Source organism: Nostoc sp. JL31 (assembly GCF_017114965.1).
GTDB lineage: Bacteria > Cyanobacteriota > Cyanobacteriia > Cyanobacteriales > Nostocaceae > Nostoc > Nostoc punctiforme_A.
In genome coordinates, this window is sequence record NZ_JABXKO010000068.1 from 215,075 (window position 1) to 239,438 (window position 24,364).

Below are 24,364 nucleotides of genomic sequence, written 5' to 3' on the forward strand. Positions count from 1 at the left end.
ATTATCAAAATCGAGAGGACTATAACAGTTCAATCTCGATATTTGCAATCCAGCTTTTCAAATCAGAGAAATTTAGTTTTAGACAAATCTTAATATCATGTTAACTTAACTTCAGAATACTGATGTAGAATATATAACTTTACTACAGGTTTATAATTTGATTAATAATGAATGATGTTAAAGTATGTTGAATTGTAGTAATCGTAAAATTAGATACAAGGATTGATTATAGTACACATAGGAAAATTAGCAAATGTTTAGACAAAGTTCTCACGAGAGAAACTTTTTCAAAGCTTTAACAGGTAGTGCGGCGAAAGAATCTCACAAGGTAAGACTGGCATTTAAATCCTGTCTGACTATTCTGCTTGAATCTGTACCTTTTTTGATTGCTTGTGCTGTATTGGTTAGCGTTATCAGCCTCAAAAGTCCTATTCTGGTCTTTTGTTTACTTGTTGGTAGTTTAATTGCAGTCATCATCCAGCAAATTGGGCAGCAAGTGAATTTACCAAGGCGATCGCTAATATTATTACAAATTTTAGCAGCAGCGATTGTTCTGAGTTTATATTGGTTAGACTGGTTTGCAGCCCCCGCACAAGCACAGTTTTTTGGGGAAGCTGAAAAGTTTTTCAAAAAAACCTTAACATCAAACAATGCTGGTGCTAGCGACACACCAGTAAGCCTGATATTTAATGTGTTACGGGCAATTTACTTACTTTATATTGCAATCTCCCTAGTTGGTGTGATTAATGCAGTGCGTAAAGATGAAGATTGGCAAAGCATCGCCAGAACTCCCCTATTAGTGGTTGTTGCTGTTACCATTGCTGATGTACTCACACGCTTTGTAATCGGCGATAGCAGTAGATAATTCAAATATTTCAAATGTCTCAAGAGCGGGAACAAGAATTTCGTCCAGTCAATCAGGTTCTGGGAAGTCAACCTTCATTAGGGCCAATCCCTGCCGATCAAATTCTTCCTTGGACGGTAATAGCCTTAGCCTCCTACTTTATTATCAATGGAATTTTTGGGGGTCTTTTTGAAGAAGAGTTTCAAAAATGGTTGTGGACAGTACTAATGACTGGTTGGGGAATAGGAACTTGGTGGATTTTAACTGGTGGTAGGAGTTGGAGTTTTTTAAGTAAATTTATTGGCGTTCCCGCTTGGACACGAGGCTTTGCTCGTTATCAAAGCTTACTGGAAGTTAACCATGAAGCAAAAAATCGGAAAACAAAGCGTCGGCATCGCCGGAAATGAAAGTAGATTAACGCCATTTGAAGACGCCTTGCACTTGGCGACAATGCTGCGTGTTGCAATGAATGGACGTGATATTGGCGCTTACCTGTTGACAAAAGGTACTCAAAAAGATCGGTTCTGCTTTGTTTTTGGTTTTGATTGTAAGGGAATTCATACTACCTTAAGACCTGAACAAATTGATACACTTTTTAATAACATTGAAGCTGGATTAAAAGACATTCCTAGTGGTGAAAGGATGACGCTACACTTGGGTTCTTTTAGTTCAGACAAAGAGCGCCAAAAAGAGTTAGCAACATTAATCAAAAATGCATCATCGCGAGACATCAAATATTTGTTGATGGCAGAGAGAGCCAGAGTTAAAGAACTGACTATTTCTGGAATTCGTAAGCCTAAATCTTTGCGGATTTATGTAACTTACACCATTGAATCTAACTCGCAACACGCAGATGATTGGATAGAAAAGCTTTTAGTCAAAGCTGAATCCTGGTGGTTGAAATTTAAAGGCGATCTTTTAGAAGTAGAAAACCAACGTATCGAAACCCTGATTACAAATGCTTATAACCAGGGTTTTCTCCGCTGGGAACAAATCTTATCTAACAAAATGGGATTGGATGTCAAACCTTTGACTGCTGATGAACTCTGGGGGGAAATCTGGAAAAGGTTTAATGATACGCAGCCAATAGCTATTCCCCAGTTAATGACTTTAGATGAAGAAGGATTACACGAACAAGTTAATTCCGATTTAGCTAGTACTAAATTACTTCTAGAGAATATCCACGGCACAACTTTGCTGATGGAATCTAGTGTACCTTGTGCCGATCGCCGCTGGGTAAATGTTAATAATCGTTACATTGGCGCACTGTCATTTCTGGAAAAACCCGGTGGTTGGCCGAATAAATCGACTCAACTGCGCTATTTATGGGAACTGTTGGCCAGAGAAACAGTAGTAGATACAGAAATTTTTTGTGAGCTGACTGCTGCCAATCCAGCATTGGTAAAAACGACTCTGCAACGAGTGCTGAAGCAGTCAAACATGACAACGATTATGGCTCAAGAAAAAAGTAAAACTATTGATGTCAACGCTCAATTAAAGTTAAAAAAGTCGGTAGCGGCGCAAGAACAGTTATTTGAAGGTGCAGTCCCGATTTATACGAGTGTCGCTATTTTAGTACATCGTCCAACTTTAGAAAAATTAGATGAGGCGACAAGATATATTGAAAACTGTTTTCAACGTCCAGCCAGAGTAATTAGGGAAACTGAATATGCCTGGAAAATTTGGCTGCAAACTCTACCAATAGTTTGGGAGGGTTTATTAGCAACACCTTTCAACCGCCGCCAGCTATATTTAACCAGTGAAGTTCCGGGATTAATGCCTCTAGTTTTAACCAAAAAAGGTGACAAAAAAGGCTTTGAGTTGATTGCTGAAGAAGGTGGAACACCCATACATTTAGATTTATTTAATCAGCACAAAAATTTAGCTTTGTTTGCGACAACTCGTGCTGGTAAATCGGTGTTGGTGTCAGGGATTTTAACTCAGGCTTTGGCGCATGGGATTCCGGTTGTGGCGTTAGATTTCCCGAAACCTGATGGGACATCTACTTTCACTGACTATACAGAGTTTATGGAGGGGAATGGAGCCTATTTTGATATTTCCAAACAATCGAATAACTTATTTGAACAGCCAGATTTACGATCGCTAGAAGTAGAACAACAGCGCGATCGCTTTAACGATTATACCGCCTTCCTGGAATCAGCGTTAATGACAATGGTTTTAGGATCGTCGACTGAAAGTCAAATTTTATCGCAAACCGTGCGATCGCTGCTCAACCTCGCTTTAGAAGCCTTCTTTAGAGATGAGGGTATCAAAGAGCGATATCGACAGGCGATGGAGGGAGGATTTGGCACTCTTGCTTGGCAGAAAACCCCCACTTTAAAAGATTTTCTCTTTTTCTGCTCACCAGAACACTTGCAGCTAAGTTCTTTAACTGGCAGAGTCGAAGATGCTCTCAGTCAAATTCAGTTGCGCTTACGATTTTGGCTTTCTAGCCGCGTGGGACAAGCCATTTCTGCACCATCCAGCTTTCCTACCGATGCACAACTTTTAGTCTTTGCTCTCAGAAACCTATCAGATAGTGAAGATGCAGCCGTACTATCCTTGAGTGCTTATTCAGCCGCACTGCGACGCGCATTAGGCAGTCCAGCTTCCATATTCTTTATCGACGAAGCACCAATTTTGTTTGAGTTCGAGCAAATTTCTGATTTAGTTGGTAGAATTTGTGCGAACGGCGCTAAAGCCGGTATCAGAGTCATCTTATCAGGACAAGACCCTGACACCATTGCTAAATCTAAAGCTGCATCGAAAATATTGCAAAACCTGACAACACGATTGATTGGACGCATTCAGCCAGTTGCAGTAGATAGTTTTGCAGACATCTTGAAATATCCCCGCCAAGTTATTTCTCGTAATGCCTCAGAAAGCTTTTTTCCGCGCAAAGAAGGTGTTTATAGCCAATGGTTATTAGATGATAACGGTATTTATACATTCTGCCGTTACTATCCAGGTTACGAACAATTGGCAGCAGTTGCTAATAACCCTTATGAACAAACTGCACGTAGCCAAATGATGCAACTTCATAGCGATAAATATGAAGCAATTTCTGCGTTTGCGCGTCAATTAGTGGCTACTCTACGTAGTAGTTAATTGAGTTATGTAAGTAGTTAATACTGAATCAAAGAAGTTTGGATTTTAGATTTCCGATAGAGTAGCATTAGCGAGTTACGAGCGTATTTTAGATTTACTGCACCCATTTTTGGTTATAGCTTAGAGGATGTTTGAAAAGTCATGATTGATGTATCAAATATTTTTTACCCCACCCTAACCCTCCCCTTGGAAAGGGGAGGGAACTAGATTTCCGGTCTCCCCCCAATGCATCGGGGGGATTAAGGGGGGTGATTAAAATCACAGCCAACCATTTTTCAAACAACCTCTTAGGAATTTTAGATTTTAGAATAGCGTCGGGGATTGAACCGAAAAACTAATTCTATTATCCAAAACATAAAATTAGCACGGTTCAAAAGCTAAATTTTTACCTCACTATATAATGTAGTTTACCTTCTTAGGCACAGATGTATGCGAAAAACTACCATTTTAACTTTTACCTTGCTATCATCCCTGGCAATACTACCAGCAGTAGCACAAGTTCAGACGAGCGGATTAGGTCAGGTTTGGACTGACTTTCAATCATATTCCAAAGATATGCAAGATTACTTTCAACATAATAATGTTAAGGATACCTTAAACACTTTAGAAGAAGGTCAGAGTCGAATTGCGATTGAGAATGCTAAGGGAGATTTGAGGATACCTAACCCCGTCGCTGCGGGACAAAAAATTCGTGATGATGTAATTAACTATTCTTATAATTCAGATGCGAAATCAAGTCGTTTTGAGAATAATTCAGCAGTGCGCGGAAATTTAGTTAGCAATGAACTTAATCGTATAATGACCCGTGGAGTAGCGGTAGGTGTTCTTGGTAAAAATGGACAAATTCGGACAAAAACGAAGTTAGAAAATACAGAGAAAAGTCTGGAAGATATTGAGACATTAGCCCAGGCAACAGAGGGGACCAATGATACACTTCTTACTCAAATTAAGACCAGTATTAATGCAGTTAAAACACCTGATCTAGCTGCAAATGCTATTTCTGTATTGGCAGAATTGCTAGGTGCTAGTCAAGTGCAAATGATGAAAATTCAACAGGAACAAATAAAAATTTTAGCTGAAACATTTGGTCAGACTTTACAAAATAATCAGGCTTTGCAATACTCTAACTTAAATTTGGCAAACATTTCTCAGCAGACAGAAGAGGCGAATCGCGCTCGCCGAGTAGAAACATCTACAGAAGCGTCGCGACTTTTACGAGCGACTTCTCAACTAGATTTGTTTGGCAGAAAAGTTAATAAGTAGGATTTTCATAAAACAACTCTAAACATCTAGCCTAGTTTTAAAATCCTTTAACTTCTGATCAACCAACAGGAAATCTAAAAAAATAGCCCAGAAACTCAAAATGCAAGTTGCTATCAAACTAATTTTTGCCCAAGTAGGCATCGATCAGATTCTCGATACTGGTGCCGCAACTTCCCAAAGTATTGCCGAAGGTTGGGACAAACAATGGCTGGATTTATTACAAAATAACACCAGTAATAACTTGTATGGAGCGCTGACAAATCTGGGTATTTTTTTTGCTGTAGGAACCCTGTTATTTTTTATGATACAATTCCTCAAAGACTTAATATCCTACGAATACACGCGTCCCATATCAGCTTTAATTTGGCCTTTTATTGTGGTAGTACTCTTAAGTAATTCAGGCAATGGAAGTATACTGTCTAATCTGACACTGGGAGTGCGGAATTTTTTAAACACTGTGAATCAGCAAGTAGTGGTATCAGCAGATGCAGATAAAATATATCAGCAAGCACTGAATATGAGTGTTGCTGAAGAAGTAGCTGGTTCTTTTCTACGTCCTTGCCAATCGCTTACTGGCGAACAACAAAGTCAATGTTTTGTGAAAGCTGCCGAAAAAGTTAATGTTCTCTGGCAGAAATATAGAAATACTTATGGAAATAAAGGCTGGATAAATAGACTACAAACTAAGGTAGATAATATCAGATATGGCACTGGCATTGTATCAGAAACTTCTTTTAATTCTCTATTAGGTTCTACAGTGCAAACGAGCATCAAGAACTTTTTAGTTTCCTTACAATATGCCTTCCAGAATTTGATAGAAGCTACGATGTTGTTGATAGCAGCTTTAGGGCCAATTGCTGTAGGTGGATCTTTACTACCTGTAGCTGGTAAACCAATTTTTGCGTGGCTGACTGGATTTCTATCTATTGGAATCGCCAAAATTTCATTCAATATTATTGCTGTGCTGACTGCGGCAGTGATTGTCAATGGCCCAGGTCAAAATGCTAATGTCGATCCAGATTTAATGTGGTTCATAATTTTTCTAGGAATTTTAGCACCAATTTTATCTTTACTTGTCGCTGCGGCTGGTGGTTTTGCAGTCTTCAGCGCCATCAGCAGTACAGCTTCTTTAGTAAAAGAGAGGATATAGAAAATATAAAATTTTTGCAAGTATTGTAACTAGTAAGTATATGCAAAACATCATATATAATAGCTGAAGTTTTTGCAGGAGGAGGTGAAGAAATGGTGCGTTTACTAGAAAAAAGACAAAGAACGGGAAGTGTTTTGACGTTTTTTGCGATCGCAACCTTCAGTTTACATATATTAGTTTTATTTTTATTTTTATTACAAGGGCTAAATATTCGCCAACTCAGCTTGAGAAAACCTCCCAACTTTGTACAATTAATCAATGGCAAACCAGTAGCTAATATTGATGATTTAGCAAGAGAACCAGAAGCAATTCGCCAATTTATCAGCAAAACGATGATATCAATGTTTAGCTGGTCTGGAACCTTACCACCACAAACTATTGAAGAAGTCGCAAACCCCAAATCCGATTTAGGAATACTGATTAACACACCTCAAGGTGGTAGCCAAAAAATTAGTACTAGCAGTTGGGTAGCTAGTTTTGCCTTATCAGAAGACTTTCGTAAAGGTTTCTTAAGCACAGTTGCAGAAATGACACCGCCAGAAGTTTTCTCTGAAAATCCCAACCAAGCGATGACTTCACAACTAGTAATTAAAAGAGTTTATCCACCAAAACAAATTGCACCAGGTAAGTGGCAAGTGGGTATGGTAGCTGACTTAATTCAAAAAAACCGAGTTGGTGGTGCAAAACTCATAACTCCTTTTAATAAAGATTTCCTGGTACGTGCAGCAGATTATTTCGCTAATCCCCAAGCCGACAATAGCACCGACCTGCAAAAAGCAATTTATAGTGTCCGCGCTGATAGACTAGAAATTTATGAAATTCGTAACTTATGTTTGCTAGATGACTACAACCCGAACGAAAATAAATCAATACAATGCGGCACTGGACAAACATCTGATAGTTTTATCAGATAATCGCTTTTTTAGGTGAAGATAGTTCAATTTATGCGATCAATTATTAATGCAATTACTCAAACCAGAAAATAAGAAAAATAGTCCCTTACCGTTATTGGCAGTAGGAACGTTTGGTTTACATCTATTTACCTTGCTGTTACTAATATTTCACGGGTCTATGTTACAACAGTTAGGTCGACAACTCACACCTCAAAGTTTAGTGCAACTTGTTGATGGTCATGCTATAACGGTAGACCCCCAACCCAATTTAGAGCGGCAACCAGAGACGATTCGGCGCTTTGTGGGTGAAACTATGAGTTTAATGCTTACTTGGTCACAACAACAGCCACCAACACAAGTCTGGGAAATTACCTCCCAACTGGTAGCTGATGATTTTAAAGAAAAACTTAAGTCAGAAATTACTAATTTAAATCCAGACAGCCAATTTGAAAATGTTAATAGGGGAGTGGAGAATGTCTTAGTAATCCAAAGAGTTTCTCAACCGAAAGCAATAAGTAATGGGAAGTGGAAAGTAGAGATACTTGCCAATCAATTAATTTTTAACAGTTATGATAAATTAGGGAAATCAGTTTCCTTTAATAAACAAATTTTAGTTAGAGCAATAGATCAACCTGTAACTTCACTATCAAATGCAGCACTACCGTCGCAGTTTGCAGCTTACCGCCTTGGAGAAGCCAGATTAGAAATTTATAATATATGTGAAATTAAAGATAATAATTGTTCTGGAAATCCAAACAAGGCTCTACCATGACCCGATACTCAACTCCTGCCCAAACGCCTCCCCAAAATGGATTTACTCTAACTACCGATGATCGCCAACCAGAAGTAGAATCTGTAGATTGGGAATCGCGGATGTCAAGGTTGGTCGGTTTTGAAGAAGAATCTTCTTCTAGTGACACCGAAGAATCGGAAGACTCTGCAACGCCGCCAGAGCCACTTTCTCAACCACAAGAAGTTCAGACTAAGCAAGCACTCTCATCTAATCCCTTTGCCAAGTTAGGCTTGGTAGGGGCTGCTACCTTAGCGATCGTTTTGGTAGGTGGTGTGTTTTTGTCTCAGTTGATGAGTGGCAGCAATCAAAAGCCAAAAACTATTGTTTCTCCACCAGTGCAAGAGCAGCCCACTGATGAATCCATATCTCAACAGATGGAAGGCCAAATAGATACTCTCAAAACGAAATTAGCTCTGACTGAACAAGCACAGATGGTGAAAGCTGCCCAGCAACAGCTGAGAATTGCCAAATCAACGCCGACAGTAGCCTTACAACAACCGTCAGTGAGACAGAAAGTGATCCCAACGCCCCCACCAACAGCTTACGTACCTCGGACAGTGACAGTTGAGCGCGTCATTAGAGTACCTGCTTCTCAACCTTCGCTATCACCCCAACCACCAGTTGTGAACCCCACTCAACCAGTAGTTAATATAACTCCACCAACTCCACCAAGCCCATTTGAAGAGTGGGCAAGGTTAGCAAAGTTAGGTAGCTATGGTCAAGTCAATCCTAGCAATCAACCTACTAGTAATATAGCTACTTTGGAACCTGCAAATAATGCGCAGCCGCAGCAAGAGACGCCAAACCCAGATCCTGAGCAAACCCCACAAACCTCACAAACCCCACAACAGGACAATCCTGCGGTCAGTCAAGCCCAACCGCAGGGGCAGAAATCTGTAGCAGTTGGGAGTAGTGCCAAAGCTGTGTTGGCGACAGCAATATTTGGAGAAACTAGTAATAAGTCAGGTGGTGGTGGTGATGCAGATGAAGCGAAAAACGTATTTGTAATCCGATTGAAAGAACCACTAAAATCTACCGATGGTGCGATCGCTCTACCAGCAAACACCGAATTCCTAGCTGAAATTGGTTCGCTTTCTGAACAAGGTCTTTTGCAGATGAACGTAGTCAAGGTTATCTCGCAAAATAATGGCAACCCCACAGAACGAAGCTTACCCAACAATGCAATTATTCTTCGCGGTACTCAAGGTAAACCTTTAATCGCAAATAAATTTCCCAGTCAAAGTTCGTCTATAGCCTCGATGGATGCAGGACTATTTGTTTTGGGAGGTATTGCTAAAGCAGCAGAGCTAGTAAATCGTCCTGATACCAAACTCCTGCCTTTATATGGTGGATATGGCAACAACGTCGTCCCTAGCGGCGACAATAGCGATAATGGCGACAACAGCGCCAATAACCCCAACAATGGTGTCGTCACTGGTTATACTACTGTCACTGAGAATAGACGCAACCTTGCAGCCGGGGTTCTAGAAGGTGGTATGAACTCTGTAGTACCCCAAATTGCCCAACGTAATCAACAGGCGATCGCCCAAATGTCTCAACAAGGTGGTGTTTGGTTTTTGCCAGCAGGCACAAATATTGAAATATACGTTAATCAACCAACTCAGTTTTAAGGCGTAGAAGAATTTATACCAATTTTAGATATTTGCAACCATGAAAAAGAATATTAATTTGTCAGGAAATAACCCAAAACGTTCTTATTTCCTACCTATAGCTTCCTTAATTTTCTCGGTTGCTATGTTCTTGTTGGTAGGTCGTGCTGTAGCTAATAATGCCGTTCTGCGTTCTATCTTTTCCTGCCAAGCACAAGGTTTAGGGGGACTAGTACCTACGGTCGATGTTTGGTATCAACAAGGAACAAACTTAAGCTTTATTCCAGCTGGAGAAGTAATTAAAAAAGTTTGGTTAAATGACCCATCACAGGTAACTATGGATTTTGATGGGCCAGTATGTATGCAGTTTGGTCAAGAAGCTAATAGTAATTCAGGAGATTGTAAAAACTCCGCAGCAAATGTAATTCAACTCAGACGAATTCAAAAACTGGACATTCCTGGACTTCCTTCCACTAGCAATACACTTTTAACAGTTGTTACCGAAGCGCAAGGTAAAAACAAGTTGTATACTTTTCGAGTGATATATAAAACAGATGCTCCTGAATACCACACCTTAGCAGTTTTTCCCGATCCTTCTGGTCAGGAAGGAGCTTGTTCAAGAGTTTTACAATAAAGTTCTACCAAAATTACCCGATATCCACAGAAGTTTCGCCTCGACAAAAAGCGTTGATGCCTATGTATGTCTGCATTGTGGCCGATCAAAAGCCCTGCCATAATTCCCTGCTTATAAAAAAGGGTTAGGGAAGATTTAAGTCTTTAGGCAGTTTTTTTCTTTAAATAGCACGGTTAAGATAAGGTGTGGGCTACTACTGTAGTGCAATCAATTGAAAAACGCTATAACTTAACAGATTTAACTGACTCAGGCATTTTTTAGCCTACATCTTTATAAATATTCAGACAAAAACTAACCACAAATTCCAAAATCGTGTAAATATAAAGAAAAGCTTAAGAGGTTACAGGCTCATGGTGACAGCGAAAATGATGCAACAGCTTTGGGCTGTAATCGAGTCTACCCAGGTCAACACCCTACTCCAGTTTGACGATGCTGCTTTAGTACAATTGCTTCTCCAGCAGTTAAAAGCCAAGCAGGGACTTGATGCTCAGTCAGATAGTACTCTCAATACTTATATAAAATCTAAACTGCCCCTAATTCGTGATACGGCTGAAGGTCGATTATCTTTAGGGCAAGGCGGCAATCATTAGTCCGAAAAATCAAATTATTGCTCGCTGCCAAGCATACGCTCAGAGTTCAAACAGTGGAATATTATGAATAACTGGCTAGTAATTGCCCTAGTAGCTTATCTAATTGGAGCAGCGATTGAAGGGGTGAGTACAGCCAGTCAGCTATCTCATTCAATGCCAGAATTAGCTAAACAGACACAAGCTCATCCTTCAGAGTCTGATACTCGGTCTAGTTCAAGTTGGCGAGTTGTGGCCGCCATCGCCTCAGTCAGTATTTGTGGAGCTTTTTTGTGGCCTTGCCGCCTTTTCCACCGTTTAATTAAAGGCAACGTTCGTTCGTAATTCTAAAACATAAATACAGTAATTCTGGAAGAAGCTCTCCCCTTCTGAGAGAAGAGTTTTGAGTTTGACTCTCGCTTACCTATCATGCAGTTTGTTCGGGTTCTGTCGCTACAGGCTGCCCAATTTTCGGCTCCGTTCCCGCAAACAGTCGTTCAATATTAGTGCGATGGCGCAAAATCACATACAATCCACCGGCAATCCCAAACAGAATATAGGGTAAGGGTTGATGCAAAATTACCATGAAAATGGAAACTGCGATCGCACCTGCAATTGAACTTAAAGAGACAATCCGCGATATCGCCACAACGATGGCAAACACACCCGCTGTTGCTAAACCTACCTGCCAACTCATTGCCAACAAAATCCCCAAACTGATAGCAACGGATTTACCACCGGTAAAGCCCAAAAAAATTGATTTACTATGTCCCAGGATGGCAGCTAACCCAGATATTGTTACTAACCACGGTTGCCACAGTTGTGCATCTACTGTTGGAGGGATATAATTTTTAATTGGTTCAAAGTTAAACAACCAATAAACTAGAGCGATCGCTAATACTCCCTTTAAAGAATCAAGTACTAAAACCAATGCTCCTGGCCCTTTGCCCAAGGTTCTTAGTACATTAGTTGCGCCAGTAGAACCTGAACCAACTTCCCGAATATCAATACCTTTTAACTGCTTCACAGCAATGTAGCCAGTGGGAAAAGAACCCAGCAGGTAAGCTATGACCACAATTGCTCCGCACAGAGTTAACCAAATAGCCATAATACAATTCAAAATGACGCTCGAAGACTCGCTAACGCTACGCTAACAAAATTCAAAAAAGTCAAGAGTAATACCTCTTGACCAATGACCAATGACAAATGACTCATTTAAAAATCATCATCATAGTTTCTCACTATTTTGGGGTCAGGAGCAAAGGCTAACCACAGGGGAAATTGCAGCAGTGACAGACTAATTTGTTCTTCTGAATCGTCAATAATAATCAAAGGCAATTGATTGGCTTTCGTCAATCGGTCTGCTTTTTGAGCGAGAGCGTCAGATGCCTCAAATAATACCACACCCCTGTCTGGGCCGAAATCTGGGCGACCGATTCCCAGACAATCTTGCAAGCCACGCCGCCATTCACCTAATCGCTCCGGTGTATTAGCTAAGACTAAAGTACGGACGCGATCGCCATACAGCTTGTGTAATATCGAAATTGCAGCTGAGGCAATCAGAATATTCTGTAAGCGGCTACCCATTGTCCGCAAACCGCCCCTTCCTCCTTGGGTAAAAAACCAGTTGGAAATTCGTTCAGCGTGGATTGGTTCAAAGGTACGGCGTAGTTGCCACGGTGGGCCGTAGTAATCTGGTTTATTGCGGTATTGATCGATTAGGCGGCGAATTTGTTTTGTAGTATCTTGAAACTGCTGTTGGGCAAATTGGGGTATTCCAGGCTGGGATTCGGCTGGTTTAGCCTCTTTGACAGGCGGTTTTTCTCGTTCTACCACAGTTGGGGTCAGTTGCAACTGTTCAGCGGCAACAGCCAAATCTTGTAAACTACCCGTGAGATAGTCTTTAAAACCCTGCACCCGAATTGCCAAGTCTTGGGATGCACCGGCAAAAGTGGTTCGCATCTCATTGCGGATACGTTCTTGACGGCGTTCTAGTTGTTCTACAGAAATTTGCAGGGTTTGTTTGCGTTGTTCTAACTGTACTAACGACTCTTGCACGAGTCGCCCCAGTGAGGTTTGAGTTTCACTTACCTGTGCCTGAAGCTTTTCGTAAGAAGCTTGCAGCTTGGCTATTTCTGACTTGAGAGCTACTTCAGCACTCTGCAACTCTGCTATCCGCTGTTCTGCTTCTACATATAATGAATGATTTCCTGATTCTATTTCAGACCCCAAGGCGGCATTTTCCACTTCTAATTGCGCTACAAACTCGCCATTTGAATTTTCTGTTAGTTCTACTGTCGAATCTACCACTTCTGCATTGGAAATGAGTGGCTCAAAATTTGTGTACTCCTCTGATGAGCTAATGGCTTTTGTGTCTACCACTGACTCAACTGATGGATTTACTGGATGTTCACCTGCATTGTTCTCTTCTGCTTTTTCTGTCAACTGCTCATCAATTGGTTCTGGGGTTTGAGATGCCTCTGGGTTCATAAACAATAGTGTAATTCCTATGACGCGAATAAATAGCTTTCAGAAATATTACAATTGACCTGCCATAAAAGTCCTGAGCATGAGTGCTGAGTTCTGAGTCTATATCAAAACGACTCAGCACAGATGGCACTCAGCACTAAATACGCGGACAACGTTGTTCTAAGCAAGTTTTCAAGGTGTTGGGGTCAAATAAAATCGGCAAAAAGTGAATACTTTTAATTTCTTTAAAGTAAAACAAAATGGGGACTTTATTCCAAAATATCCGCCAGTTTTGCCATTCCTGGTAGGGAAAGCGCCGAATCAATTTTTCGCCTCTGTAAATATCTAAATCGGTAACGGAAAATTGCAAACGCAACGTTAACGCCTGAAACATGAGAAACAAACCAAACAGCGTAAAAACGGAGCCTACCCACGGTTGTACCAACAGTAGTGGAATCGCGGCAATCACCAACACTATGGGTATATTGTAACTAGGCTTGAGTTCCACAGTTGATGTGGAGTTAGAAGCAAATGAGCTGGTCACAGTTTTAAATCCTGCTTTGTTTAGTAGGCATCTCTCCTATTTTAGGAGTCAGGAGTTAGAAGTTAGAGTTAAGAGTTAAGAGTGAGGAATTTTAACTCATAACTCCTCACTTCTCACTTCTAACTTTTATAGCCCTATGAATGCACTGCCAGTCCCCTGAAACATTAACCAAGAAAGAAAGAAGTTGCTCACAAATATAATCAGCAAGGCAGTCACAACAGCAGTTGTAGTTGACTGTCCTACACCTTTAGCACCTCCTGTTGTCGTCAACCCCCAACTGCAACCAATTACAGCGATTAAAATGCCAAAACAACACGCCTTAATCATGGCGCTTAAAATATCCCAGATACCAAGAAAGTTACGGGCTGAGTCTAGAAATACTGTATCAGATAGGTTGTAGATATTTGTCGCAATGATGAATCCTCCGAACATCCCCGTTATCAAAGATAGGAGGGTTAAAATTGGTAACATTAAACAGCAAGCAATAACGCGGGGAATAACTAGATAATCGATTGGGTCGGTTTTTAACATCAACATGGCATCGATTTGCTCTGAGACTCGCATGGTACCGATTTCTGCTGCAAAGGCAGAACCGACTCGTCCCGCCAAAACTACTGCTGTCAACACAGGAGAGAGTTCTCGTGTCAACGCTATAGAAAGCACTCCGCCGATAATGTTTCCGGCGCCAAAGTTGATAAATTCCCGCGCCACCTGAATGGTAAACACCGCACCAACGAAAATAGCCGTCAATAGGGCAATAAATAAGGAATCTGGCCCAACTGCTGCCATTTGTTCTAAGGTGTTACGCCGATGGATTTTGCCTCTCAATAGGTGAACTAGTACTTGCCCACCCAGAAAAATCGCCGCCAGCAAACGCTGACTCCATTCCCCTAAACTGGATTTGGATGTAGTCTGGTTCAATGTTCTGCTGTAGCTAACTCGGTAACTGCCTTAAGAATAGCGGAAGTCATGGGAATGGGGAATGGGGAATGATGAAGAGGACAAGGGGACAAGGGGACAAGGGGACAAGGGGACAAGGGGACAAGGGGACAAGGGGAAAGACTTGTTGCAATTTCTCTCCCCTGCCCCTCTGCCCTCATCTCCCTACTCCCTCAAGACGGCTAAATATTAACTTAGATTAAAGATGTTCTCAGAAAATGAAGCTGTTCTTAAACGTGCTGTAAGGCAATAAATAAGTAGTACACTTGGCTATAACCTCCATTTTGCAAGGTTTTTGTAGATTTGAATTGCCTTTTATATCCCCAGCATAGGCTGTAACTGCTACCCGTTTATTTTAATGAAAACTTAAGATTTTTGACAGATTCGCTGCTCTGGAGCGATCGCTCGTATTGTAGAAAATGACAAACCGCTATCTTGCTTTTGTCATCTCTACTCACGGAGTTTGTCTTAAATGACTATTTTTACTAACTTTCTCCGCTCCCTACTACTTACAATCATTTTTAGTTTTGTCCTTCCCATGTTCCTCGTTGGCGGTGGATTTCTTTTTCTATCCCTCATCGGTAACATCCCAGGCTTACAAGATTTAACCGAGGCGATCGCTACTGAGATTATGGATTTTCTCGCCACCTTCGGCAGTGGAACTCCCCTACGCGGATTATTTGTAATTAGCTTGACCTTTAGTTTCGTTGGCGCACTATTTGATATGTTTGTCTATTATCGGTATCAAATTTTACGTATAGATCCTTGAGTAGTGAAATTGCTTCATCAGGAGATTATTGGGCTGTAGAAGATAGGAAAAAGTGATATTTCCCAGAGTGAAAGTACTACTAGTCTATAACCTAAATTGAGATTAGTGTTGCTGAATGAATTTGGATTAATTAAATTGAGTGTCGAAGTAATTGATTAAATATTTATATATTCATTTGTTATTAGTGATTAATTACTGACAACTAGTAAACGTGTGCGACCTTGCTAAAACCAGTCCTCAAACATTCAAAAAGCCAGAATAACAAGGCATTGAGAGCTTTTAATTTTGCAAAATAGCTAAAATAGACTTTCTAAATCATCAGGTTAACGCTAAACTAGAGTTTGGCATTTTATGCTATCTGCAATCTTTGAGGATTTGATTAGTATTAATCGAGAATATCAAATAAAACTCACTGAAAAATATAAAAATTTCCTTAAAATTCTGACGATCGCAATGCCTACTCATGTTTCTTAACAGAGGAAAGCAGGTCGTCTGACCGTCGGGGATCTTATATTGAATTTATTACGAGGTATGTTGACAGCTCATGGTTTGGCCGTTTAAGCCCAAGTTTAAAAAACAAATTGCGCGGATTGAAATTACTGGTGCGATCGGTAGTGCTACTCGCAAACGCGTCCTAGAAGCTCTGAAAACTGTAGAAGAAAAAAAGTTTCCGGCATTATTGCTACGTATCGATAGCCCTGGCGGTACAGTCGGAGATTCTCAAGAAATCTACAGTGCCCTGAAGCGTTTGCGCGAGAAAATCAAAATAGTTGCTAGCTTTGGCAATATTTCGGCTTCTGGAGGAGTCTACATCGGCGTGGGAGCCGAATACATCGTTGCCAACCCAGGCACGATTACGGGTAGTATTGGTGTGATTTTGCGTGGGAATAACTTGGAACGCTTGCTAGAAAAAATCGGTGTTTCCTTCCAGGTAATTAAGTCTGGCCCTTACAAAGACATTTTGGCTTTCGATCGGCAACTGACCGAACCAGAAGAACACATCCTGCAAGAGTTGATTGACACAAGTTATCAGCAGTTTGTGCAAACGGTAGCTGATGGACGTTCTTTAACGGTAGAAGCTGTGAAAAGTTTCGCCGATGGTCGGATTTTTACTGGACAGCAAGCCCTAGCCTTGGGTGTTGTAGACCGCCTGGGCACAGAAGAAGATGCCCGTCGTTGGACAGCAGAACTGGTTGGTCTCGATCCAGAAAAAACTCTCTGCTATACCCTAGAAGAGCGTAAACCCTTATTGAGTCGCTTTATACCAGGGAGTCGTCAATTTTCATCAGGAATTGGGGCTGGTATTGATTGGCTCGAATTTGAAATGTCTACTAGTGGTTTACCTCTGTGGTTATATCGACCCTAATATGAGTTAGGAGTTATGAGTGAGAAGTTATGAGTTAACAGTCTTAACTTCTCATTCTCAACTCCTAACTCCTCACTTTTGTGTTTTAAGGAGGATTTTGGCGTGGACTGGCAAATGCGGGCTATTCGCGGAGCAACAACCGCTTCAGAAAATACTGTTGAGACAATCCAAGAGGTAGTTACAGAACTACTAAATGAACTGGAAAACCGGAATCAATTCCAGCCAAAGGACATTATTAGTGTGACTTTTTCAGTGACGCGCGATTTGGATGCAGTTTTTCCAGCTGCGATCGCAAGAGCGCGTCCTGGTTGGGATAATGTGGCTATGTTGGATGTGCAGCAAATGCACGTCGAAGGCAGCTTACAGCGCTGCATTCGCTTTTTAATCCACGCTTATCTGCCAGCCTCCGCCTCAATTCATCATATTTATTTACGCAACGCCGCTAGCTTGCGTCCCGACTGGAGTTTGCCTCAGACTTTACAAGCATCACAGCAAGCAGTTAAGTCAAAAGTGTAAACTACTTAATATTTTTAAGGTGAAATCCAGTTTTCCAACTGTAAATTAGAAATGCGGCTGTAGTGACGAATGTTGTTTGTTACTAAAGTTGAATGACTCGTAGAATATCAATTGCTGATTCAGTGATGCGGTAAAAGATAAGATATTTTTGAAATCCTTTGATAGATATTTGTCGAATTTCTGCTATATTGGGATGGATAAACTGACATTGTTTACCAATAGCTGGGGTTTTTGCTAATTTAAAAACCTAAACAATTAAGTCTGAAAACCCTTCTATTTACTTCCGATATTGGATGGGTCAATGCTTAATGGAGAGGAATCTAACAATCCATTAGAAAACATCTTTTCTAAATTTATTGATGCATCAGGTAGACGTATTCTAAAAGTATTAATATCTTTTATTCCCAGAGGACGTAATAATTTTTCAGCATACTTGGCGCGAGAGGCTTCCAACAAGTACCTTGGTACTTTCTCCATGTACACTTTACTCCAAGGAATCCACTGATTAGTTTCAGGAGCTAGTTCCGATCTTAAAAATAAAAAGCAATCAGCATCCATAAACTGCTGCATGGGGATAATGTTTGCAAGCTCACCCTGAGTATGACGCTCATTTAAAATATCTGCACGAACCGACATTCTATTAAGCCGCAGTCGTGTATTATGAAAGTCTAATAATTTAACAACATATCGAGAAAGATAGGTGAATGAGACTAAACCTGGTTCTGTAGATATTTTATGGTTTTCACAATAGATGCCCTTTTCCAATAAATCTGCAATTAATTCCCAGCGACTTTCTCGAATTAAAAATGAGAAAAAAGTTACAAAAAGTTCATGACCTATAAATTTATAAAAATCAAAATCAATTTCTTTACAGCTACCTGAGAAAGTACGTGGCATATTGTAACGTTCAAGAATAATTTCAAACTGTTTGTATATTTCACTAGCAGCATCAGAGTTATTCATAGTTGCGATTACTTCTGCAATCTGAGCAAACTGTATAACTAGGTCTGTTGTTTGCTCAATTGACTGCACTAGTAACTCATCAGGTATATCTACTGTTGTAAAATCTGGCTTGAGTGCGTCAAGTTCATCTCTTAACCATGTCATGAACCGACGGACTAAAGGTATTTGATTAGGCTGAGAATTTTCAACAGCAATTCTTGCCTGTTCACCTATACTTAATGGTTGAACAATTTCCCCAGTAGTTTGCAAATCAAGTCCTTCCAAAATACTCCGAAGTGCTGCTGTCAATGTTTTTTCGAGTTTCTTTCGCTCTGTAGCACGATCCTCACTTTCTTGAGGCATGTGGTAAGTGATAACTCGTCTCATCCGCAGATCAAAAGGTGATTCTTCTGGCTTACCAAAAGCTGAATTCATCACCATGATAATGTTGTCCCATCCGAGAGTTTTGATTGCATATCCAAGTTCAATCAAGACGTTAGGGTTTGGAGTAGGACGAGACGAAGTATTTTGGTTAATAATCGAGATATCACATACAAAAACCTGAGCCTGTTCAATTTTGCCAAAGATTGTATGGGCAATATCAGGGGAGCCAGGTACATTAATTGTGTCACGGTCTATAACTGGCTCTACTTCTATAGAATCATCATTGCGGATAGATTTGGCAGCATCCTAAAGAGCTTTTTCAATAAATCCACGATTCGTAGCGTTCGGCAAGTCTGACTGCCAAGAATAGAATATTTTGCAGTGCATAATTTAGTGTGTATATTAATCCCCACCCAGGAAAACACTTAGATGGGGGTATCACACTACATTATATCTATACTAAATTTAATGCCCTAACCCGATCGCACTTTTCCTCAAGTCTCCACATTCCCCACGCTTCCAGATAAAAATATCACCCTTCGTCCTAGCTACAAAAATCAAGTTTTGCGACTTGTAAACTAAGTTTCTGACTCGTAAACTAACTTTTGCGACTCCAAAACCAGCTTTTGTGACTTGTAAACTAAGTTTCTGACTCGTAAACTAACTTTTGCGACTCGTAAACCAGCTTTTGCGACTCGTAAACCAGCTTTTGTGACTCGTAAACCAGCTTTTGTGACTCGTAAACCAGCTTTTGTGACTCGTAAACTAACTTTTGTGACTCGTAAACTAGCTTTTGCGACTCGTAAACCAGCTTTTGTCAACGGATTTCAGCAAATTTACCCCCATTTTTCTGTCTGCTAAGTTCTCTTCAATAAAAAAACGCAAATATACGCATTCCAACGCTACTTTCAGCGTTTATATACGTATAAATGCGATAAAAGTGGAAACTATTCCAGATTTAATGCACTAATGCGATCGCACGTTTTGTCAACGCTTCAGCTGTCAATCCATTAAATGCCATCAACTCACCAGCACTGGCTGTAGTTTCGCCACGTTTCCACGCAAAAGTATCGCGCTTCGCTGTACTCCGTAACAAAATTGGTTCCAGCATCCCCGCCGCACCACCAGTCACCGCAATTAGCGCATCGCCATCAAATAATTCGGCAAATTTGGCATCATCCAAGAAACCGCCTTCGGGTTCAGAACAAGTATCCCAAGCAGTATCATGGCTACGGTACAATTGCCGAGGATTGATCACAGTAACTATTTTCACGCCAATACCTTCAGTTTCTAAGAAAGCAGCAGCTTCAAACACTGGTATTAATGTTAAATCGCCAATCACAGCAAATACAACTTGTTTATCACCAGCAACTTCATGCAATAGCACAGCACCATCGCGCAACCCTTGACGAGTTTGTTCTAAAGTGGTGCGAATTGGTAACGGTGTTTTACTAGCTGTAATCACAATTCCCTTATTCTTAGTTTTTAACGCCCAATCATAACAAGCTTGAATACTATTAGCATCAGGCGGAAATAATGGGAAAACATTACCATTTCTCATCAACGAGGCAAAGTAAGCTTCAATTTCTGGACGTTGGTGAGTCCAACCGTTGCGTCCTTGCTCTAATGCGCCAGCTGTGAATAAAGTAATAGTCGAGGGAGTTGGACGCCGCAATTCTGCCATTGCTTGAGTTACAGTTTGCCAAATTGGTAATCCGTTGATGGCAAAAGATTCGTAAGAACACCACAAAGTTCTCGCACCCATTAACGCTAAACCCGCAGCTAAACCGGCACAAGCATCTTCACTCAATGGTTCATAAACTTGTCCATTTGGTGCTTGGAAATATAAGTCGTCGGTTGTGGGGTGGATAATCTTTAATGCTTGGTTGATATTAGCAATTCCTGATGCTTCATTACCATCGGCGTTGGTGACAAGAAAATTCCGATCTTTATTTCCAACTATTCCTACCAATCGTCCCATCGCAGTTGTGGAAACTTTTGGTTCGCCACCGACTGCATATTCTTCTAAAGGTAATTCGCCTAATTCTGGTAATGGAAATTCAAATTCTGTCACCACAGTTTTTGCGGCTGGGCCACCGCCTGCGCGTTCGGCATTTGTTCTGACTAATTGCCAAGCTTCTGCTGACAAAGCACGGGTTTGCAACGCACTAACAATATGCGTCGCGTCCAGCGTATCTTTAGGATACAAGTTGTGAGATTTTGCACCCCGCGCGTGAACTCCTGCACCTTTGAGTTGTTTAATAATGAAGACGGTAAGTTTACCACCAAGGGCCGATCGCGCTGCTTTATCTACACCCGAAAGTACTGCTTGAGTGAATTCTAGGCGTTTCTCAAAGGAAAAGGCGGTACTATCAACGTAATCCCCTGGCTGGTTTTGATCGTCAAAATCTTTGGCATCCACTAACACCACTTCATCAAAACCGTTACCTTGCCAATATGCTTGCATCTGTTCGTTGGTTTTGAGAGAAACCATGCTGTGATGTTCTTGGCTGTAACCGTTCCACACCAAAATCGGCAAGAAATTGGTGACAGCAGGATAAGCTGTATGGAAGTGGGCGATCGCACTTACAATATAAGGTTCACCCAATCCACCATCCCCAACTGTAAAGGGGAATAACTTATCTTTGTGCAACAGTGCAGCCGCCATTGCAAAGTGTTGCCCTTGTCCTAAAGGCCCCGCAGGTGCAAGAATACCGGGGATAAAACCAGAAAGGTGTCCTAAAAGTCCGTGCTTTTCTCGAAAGCGATCGCGCAATTGTTGGACTGTAAAAATTCCCATGTCCTCTAGTGAACGATCCAAGAACATGGCACTATAAAATCCGGGGGCGTGGTGTCCCACTTCGGTAATAATGTTCTTGTATCCCAGCATGACAAGAGATGCGTAAGCTTCCGCTTGGCTGGCGAATCCGCCGGGATGGCCAGAAGCCTTGCTAGCGGTAACTTGCAAAGTCAGGTAGCGCAGGGCATCAGCAGCTAGTAAAGTTTGATATACAGCTGCTTTGTCTGTGGTCGATGCGATCGCTACTTTGCCCGACTCGATAGCAGGTGTTGCACCATGAGTTTCAAAATCTGGTAACGCTTCACCAAAATATTGAATTCCTTCAGAAAAATTGGGAAGCGCTGAAGATGCTTTTGCGGAGATTGCAGTCATGCTGAGTACCTTTTGACGGTGAGGTGAAACTGTAGATGCTCGTTGAATTTAACCAAAATTTTACATCTTCGAGGTTGTAACAGTTTATTGCTTTTTTGCAACGTTAGAATAAGTACTTTAAATGGTTACGCAACCAAGATTTCAATTAGTTGAAGTAGCAAAAAAATATTAAGTAGGAAAAAAATTTATGAAATTCCCAAATGGCCCGCAAACTCCAGCAGTTGTACAGATGCTGCGCTGGATTGTTAATCCGATGTTATTTATGGAGGCTTGTGCCAAAAGCTATGGCGAGATTTTTACTCTCAGATTAGACAACAATCTGCCTCCTTTGGTGATTGTCAGCAACCCCCAAGCGCAACAACAAATTTTGACAACTGATACCAAGGAATTAGAAGCCCCTGGCGATCTGAATAAGGTGTTTGAACCTTTGCTGGGCAAGCATTCTGTAATTAGCATTAGTGGCGCAGAACACCAGCGTCACCGCCAGTTGTTGATGCCTCCCTTTCACGGCGAAAGAATGCGGAATTATAGTCAGGTGATTACTGATGTCACCAAGCAAGTCATTAGCCAATACCAGATAGGCAAACCCTTCAATATTCGATCTGCTACTCAAGCTATTACCCTGCGGGTGATTATGCAAGCTGTGTTTGGGCTACATGAAGGGCCTCGCGCCGAAAAACTACAGCAATTTATGAGTGAGCTTTTAGAAAAGGCTAGTTCTCGGTTAAGTGTGGCTTTGCTTTATTTTCCAGCTTTGCAAAGAGATTTTGGCCCGATTAACTTCTGGGGAAACCAGATGCGCCTTCAGCAAGAAGCTGATAAACTCCTCTACGAGGAAATTCGGGAACGTCGAGAACAAGCAGATTCATCACGCACGGATATTCTTAGCTTACTCATGGCTGCTAGAGATGAAGCCGGTCAACCCATGACTGATGAAGAATTGCGCGATGAATTGATGACTCTGTTAGTCGCTGGTCACGAAACTACAGCCACAGCCTTAGCATGGGCATTGTACTGGATTCACAAACTACCATCAGTGCGCCAAAAGCTACTGCAAGAATTAGATAGCTTGGGCGATAACCCAGATCCCGGAACCGTTTTCAAGTTACCCTATCTCAACGCTGTTTGTTCCGAGACATTGCGGATTTACCCAGTAGGTATGCTAACTTTTCCCAGAAAAGTAAGAACCCCGATATCGCTGGGCGGTTACGAGCTAGAACCAGGTACAGTCCTACTTGGTTCTATTTATCTGACCCACCAACGGGAAGATATTTATCCAGAACCTAAGCAGTTTAAGCCAGAACGCTTTTTAGAACGGCAATTTTCTGCCTATGAATATTTGCCCTTTGGCGGTGGTGCTAGGCGCTGTATTGGGCTAGCATTCGCCCAGTTGGAAATGAAGTTAGCACTTGCTCAAATCCTTTCTAGTAAGGAATTGGAACTAGTTAATAGAGGTGAAGTACGACCTAAACGCCGTGGTTTGGTGACAGGCCCTGATCGCCCTATTGAGATGGTTGTTAGGAGTCAACGTCAGGTGAAGCCTCCCATTTTACAGACAACCACTGTTTGATGCTGGGAGGTTTGATGGTTGCGTTCAGCAAATTTTCAACTTCCATCTATATATTTAGATAGATTTTCAATGCTTTTAAACAATCCCCTATAGTCCTCTTTAAAAGAGGACTATAGGGGATTTTAATATATTACAACTGTAAAAAGAATGGATTTTAAGACTGAGGATATACACCAATACAAGGCATTTTAATATCACCAAAAGACGTATTTTAATAGGTGTATTCTAAAATAATTGAGTAAGCTTTTTCTGTAAATGCATTTAAAAATTTAGAAAAAATATTATTATTAATTTTGTAAAAATTAATGGTGATTAATTACCACTACGGTTCACTTAGTGGTAGGTAACTTCCGATTCTCCCCTGAAAATTTTAAAAATTTTGCTCTAATTGCATCTTTTTTAAGAAGTGTTAGGGAGAAGTAAGCTTTAACTCAAACGGATTGAATTATTTGCGCCTTCTGAAATTCTAAAAGTATCGAATAAATAATGAAACTATTTAATAATCTACGCACACCAGCGTTGCTACAAATTCTGCAATTAATTGCTGAACCAACAAAGTTTTTAGAAAATAATGCTGCCAAGTATGGTGATGTTTTCACAGTACAGGTAATGGGTTTAAAGTCGCCACCGATAGTATTTTTTAGCCATCCCAAACAATTAGTGATTGTTTTGCCATACCTGCACACAAATTAGATTTTAAGAAAGCAACCCATGTTTTAATTTGCACACCACGAATGCTAAAAGATCGAGTGGAAATTATGGGGCATAAATTTACATCCCACATTCCGCAGGTGCACTCGTAAATGCTGTATTTTTGAAAATGACGTAAATG

The 24,364-nt window shown here is 40.9% G+C and carries 23 protein-coding genes and 1 pseudogene; 16 read left to right on the top strand and 8 right to left on the bottom strand.

What is annotated here, in order from left to right; all coding sequences use genetic code 11:
* The first annotated feature begins 253 nt into the window (after positions 1-253).
* The 11 genes from HWQ43_RS16595 (at position 254) to HWQ43_RS16645 (ending at position 11,206) form a co-directional block, all read left to right on the top strand.
* Complete coding sequence (locus tag HWQ43_RS16595) at positions 254-865, top strand: hypothetical protein (RefSeq protein WP_292735875.1); 612 nt, start codon at positions 254-256, stop codon at positions 863-865.
* Positions 866-879: 14 nt separating this feature from the next.
* Entirely contained in the window at positions 880-1,251 is a 372-nt protein-coding gene (locus HWQ43_RS16600) for a hypothetical protein (RefSeq protein ID WP_099101832.1), read from the top strand.
* On the top strand, positions 1,205-3,952 hold the full coding sequence (locus HWQ43_RS16605; RefSeq protein ID WP_292735879.1) for a hypothetical protein: 2,748 nt from the start codon (positions 1,205-1,207) through the stop codon (positions 3,950-3,952). The genes HWQ43_RS16600 and HWQ43_RS16605 overlap by 47 nt, the downstream gene beginning before the upstream one ends.
* A gap of 429 nt (positions 3,953-4,381) precedes the next feature.
* A complete protein-coding gene (locus HWQ43_RS16610; RefSeq protein WP_292735882.1) occupies positions 4,382-5,215 on the top strand; it encodes a hypothetical protein in 834 nt (277 codons plus the stop codon).
* 100 nt (positions 5,216-5,315) lie between these two features.
* Positions 5,316-6,365 (top strand): hypothetical protein, encoded by a 1,050-nt coding sequence (locus HWQ43_RS16615; protein ID WP_292735885.1) that lies wholly within the window; start codon positions 5,316-5,318, stop codon positions 6,363-6,365.
* 92 nt (positions 6,366-6,457) lie between these two features.
* Positions 6,458-7,279 carry a hypothetical protein gene (locus HWQ43_RS16620; protein WP_292735888.1) on the top strand — a complete coding sequence of 274 codons (822 nt, stop codon included), beginning with the start codon at positions 6,458-6,460 and terminating at the stop codon, positions 7,277-7,279.
* A gap of 46 nt (positions 7,280-7,325) precedes the next feature.
* The gene (locus HWQ43_RS16625) at positions 7,326-8,030 is read left to right on the top strand and encodes a hypothetical protein (protein ID WP_292735891.1); all 705 of its coding nucleotides are present in this window, start codon (positions 7,326-7,328) and stop codon (positions 8,028-8,030) included.
* Positions 8,027-9,682 carry a TrbI/VirB10 family protein gene (locus HWQ43_RS16630; protein WP_292735894.1) on the top strand — a complete coding sequence of 552 codons (1,656 nt, stop codon included), beginning with the start codon at positions 8,027-8,029 and terminating at the stop codon, positions 9,680-9,682. Before HWQ43_RS16625 ends, HWQ43_RS16630 begins: the two co-directional genes overlap by 4 nt.
* A gap of 40 nt (positions 9,683-9,722) precedes the next feature.
* Complete coding sequence (locus HWQ43_RS16635; protein WP_292735897.1) at positions 9,723-10,295, top strand: hypothetical protein; 573 nt, start codon at positions 9,723-9,725, stop codon at positions 10,293-10,295.
* Between the two features lie 350 nt (positions 10,296-10,645).
* Complete coding sequence (locus HWQ43_RS16640; protein ID WP_292735900.1) at positions 10,646-10,885, top strand: hypothetical protein; 240 nt, start codon at positions 10,646-10,648, stop codon at positions 10,883-10,885.
* A 63-nt stretch (positions 10,886-10,948) separates the two neighbouring features.
* Positions 10,949-11,206: a hypothetical protein gene (locus HWQ43_RS16645; protein ID WP_292735903.1), complete on the top strand. Its 258-nt coding sequence runs from the start codon at positions 10,949-10,951 to the stop codon at positions 11,204-11,206.
* An 82-nt stretch (positions 11,207-11,288) separates the two neighbouring features.
* Here HWQ43_RS16645 and plsY read toward each other — a convergent pair whose 3' ends face one another.
* The 4 genes from plsY to HWQ43_RS16665 all read right to left on the bottom strand — a co-directional run bounded on the left by plsY (position 11,289) and on the right by HWQ43_RS16665 (position 14,795).
* Positions 11,289-11,969: a glycerol-3-phosphate 1-O-acyltransferase PlsY gene (plsY, locus tag HWQ43_RS16650; RefSeq protein WP_292735906.1), complete on the bottom strand. Its 681-nt coding sequence runs from the start codon at positions 11,967-11,969 to the stop codon at positions 11,289-11,291.
* 107 nt (positions 11,970-12,076) lie between these two features.
* Positions 12,077-13,351 carry a DUF3086 domain-containing protein gene (locus HWQ43_RS16655; RefSeq protein ID WP_292735910.1) on the bottom strand — a complete coding sequence of 425 codons (1,275 nt, stop codon included), beginning with the start codon at positions 13,349-13,351 and terminating at the stop codon, positions 12,077-12,079.
* Positions 13,352-13,487: 136 nt separating this feature from the next.
* A complete protein-coding gene (locus tag HWQ43_RS16660) occupies positions 13,488-13,874 on the bottom strand; it encodes a DUF3119 family protein (protein WP_292735913.1) in 387 nt (128 codons plus the stop codon).
* A 126-nt stretch (positions 13,875-14,000) separates the two neighbouring features.
* Positions 14,001-14,795, bottom strand: coding sequence for an MlaE family lipid ABC transporter permease subunit (locus tag HWQ43_RS16665; RefSeq protein ID WP_094350672.1), 795 nt, complete (start codon positions 14,793-14,795; stop codon positions 14,001-14,003).
* 490 nt (positions 14,796-15,285) lie between these two features.
* Here HWQ43_RS16665 and HWQ43_RS16670 point away from each other — a divergent pair, with 490 nt between their 5' ends.
* From HWQ43_RS16670 to aroH, 3 genes are all read left to right on the top strand, one after another.
* On the top strand, positions 15,286-15,582 hold the full coding sequence (locus tag HWQ43_RS16670) for a hypothetical protein (RefSeq protein ID WP_292735917.1): 297 nt from the start codon (positions 15,286-15,288) through the stop codon (positions 15,580-15,582).
* A 544-nt stretch (positions 15,583-16,126) separates the two neighbouring features.
* The gene (gene sppA / locus HWQ43_RS16675; RefSeq protein ID WP_292735920.1) at positions 16,127-16,948 is read left to right on the top strand and encodes a signal peptide peptidase SppA; all 822 of its coding nucleotides are present in this window, start codon (positions 16,127-16,129) and stop codon (positions 16,946-16,948) included.
* Positions 16,949-17,050: 102 nt separating this feature from the next.
* On the top strand, positions 17,051-17,464 hold the full coding sequence (aroH, locus tag HWQ43_RS16680; protein ID WP_292735923.1) for a chorismate mutase: 414 nt from the start codon (positions 17,051-17,053) through the stop codon (positions 17,462-17,464).
* A gap of 82 nt (positions 17,465-17,546) precedes the next feature.
* On the opposite strand, the pseudogene HWQ43_RS16685 reads toward aroH, so the two are convergent.
* The 4 genes and pseudogenes from HWQ43_RS16685 to HWQ43_RS16700 all read right to left on the bottom strand — a co-directional run.
* Positions 17,547-17,690 (bottom strand): annotated as a pseudogene (locus HWQ43_RS16685) (type II toxin-antitoxin system RelE/ParE family toxin); the annotation flags it as partial.
* Between the two features lie 47 nt (positions 17,691-17,737).
* Positions 17,738-18,898 carry a hypothetical protein gene (locus HWQ43_RS16690; RefSeq protein ID WP_292735926.1) on the bottom strand — a complete coding sequence of 387 codons (1,161 nt, stop codon included), beginning with the start codon at positions 18,896-18,898 and terminating at the stop codon, positions 17,738-17,740.
* Between the two features lie 470 nt (positions 18,899-19,368).
* On the bottom strand, positions 19,369-19,611 hold the full coding sequence (locus tag HWQ43_RS16695; protein WP_292735929.1) for a hypothetical protein: 243 nt from the start codon (positions 19,609-19,611) through the stop codon (positions 19,369-19,371).
* A 137-nt stretch (positions 19,612-19,748) separates the two neighbouring features.
* Positions 19,749-21,962, bottom strand: a complete 2,214-nt coding sequence (locus HWQ43_RS16700) for a phosphoketolase (protein WP_292735932.1) — start codon at positions 21,960-21,962, stop codon at positions 19,749-19,751.
* Positions 21,963-22,149: 187 nt separating this feature from the next.
* Between HWQ43_RS16700 and HWQ43_RS16705 the strand changes: the two genes are divergently transcribed.
* Together HWQ43_RS16705 and HWQ43_RS16710 are read left to right on the top strand one after the other, a co-directional pair.
* Positions 22,150-23,532 carry a cytochrome P450 gene (locus tag HWQ43_RS16705; protein WP_292735935.1) on the top strand — a complete coding sequence of 461 codons (1,383 nt, stop codon included), beginning with the start codon at positions 22,150-22,152 and terminating at the stop codon, positions 23,530-23,532.
* Between the two features lie 486 nt (positions 23,533-24,018).
* Complete coding sequence (locus HWQ43_RS16710) at positions 24,019-24,225, top strand: hypothetical protein (RefSeq protein WP_292735938.1); 207 nt, start codon at positions 24,019-24,021, stop codon at positions 24,223-24,225.
* Positions 24,226-24,364: the final 139 nt, after the last annotated feature.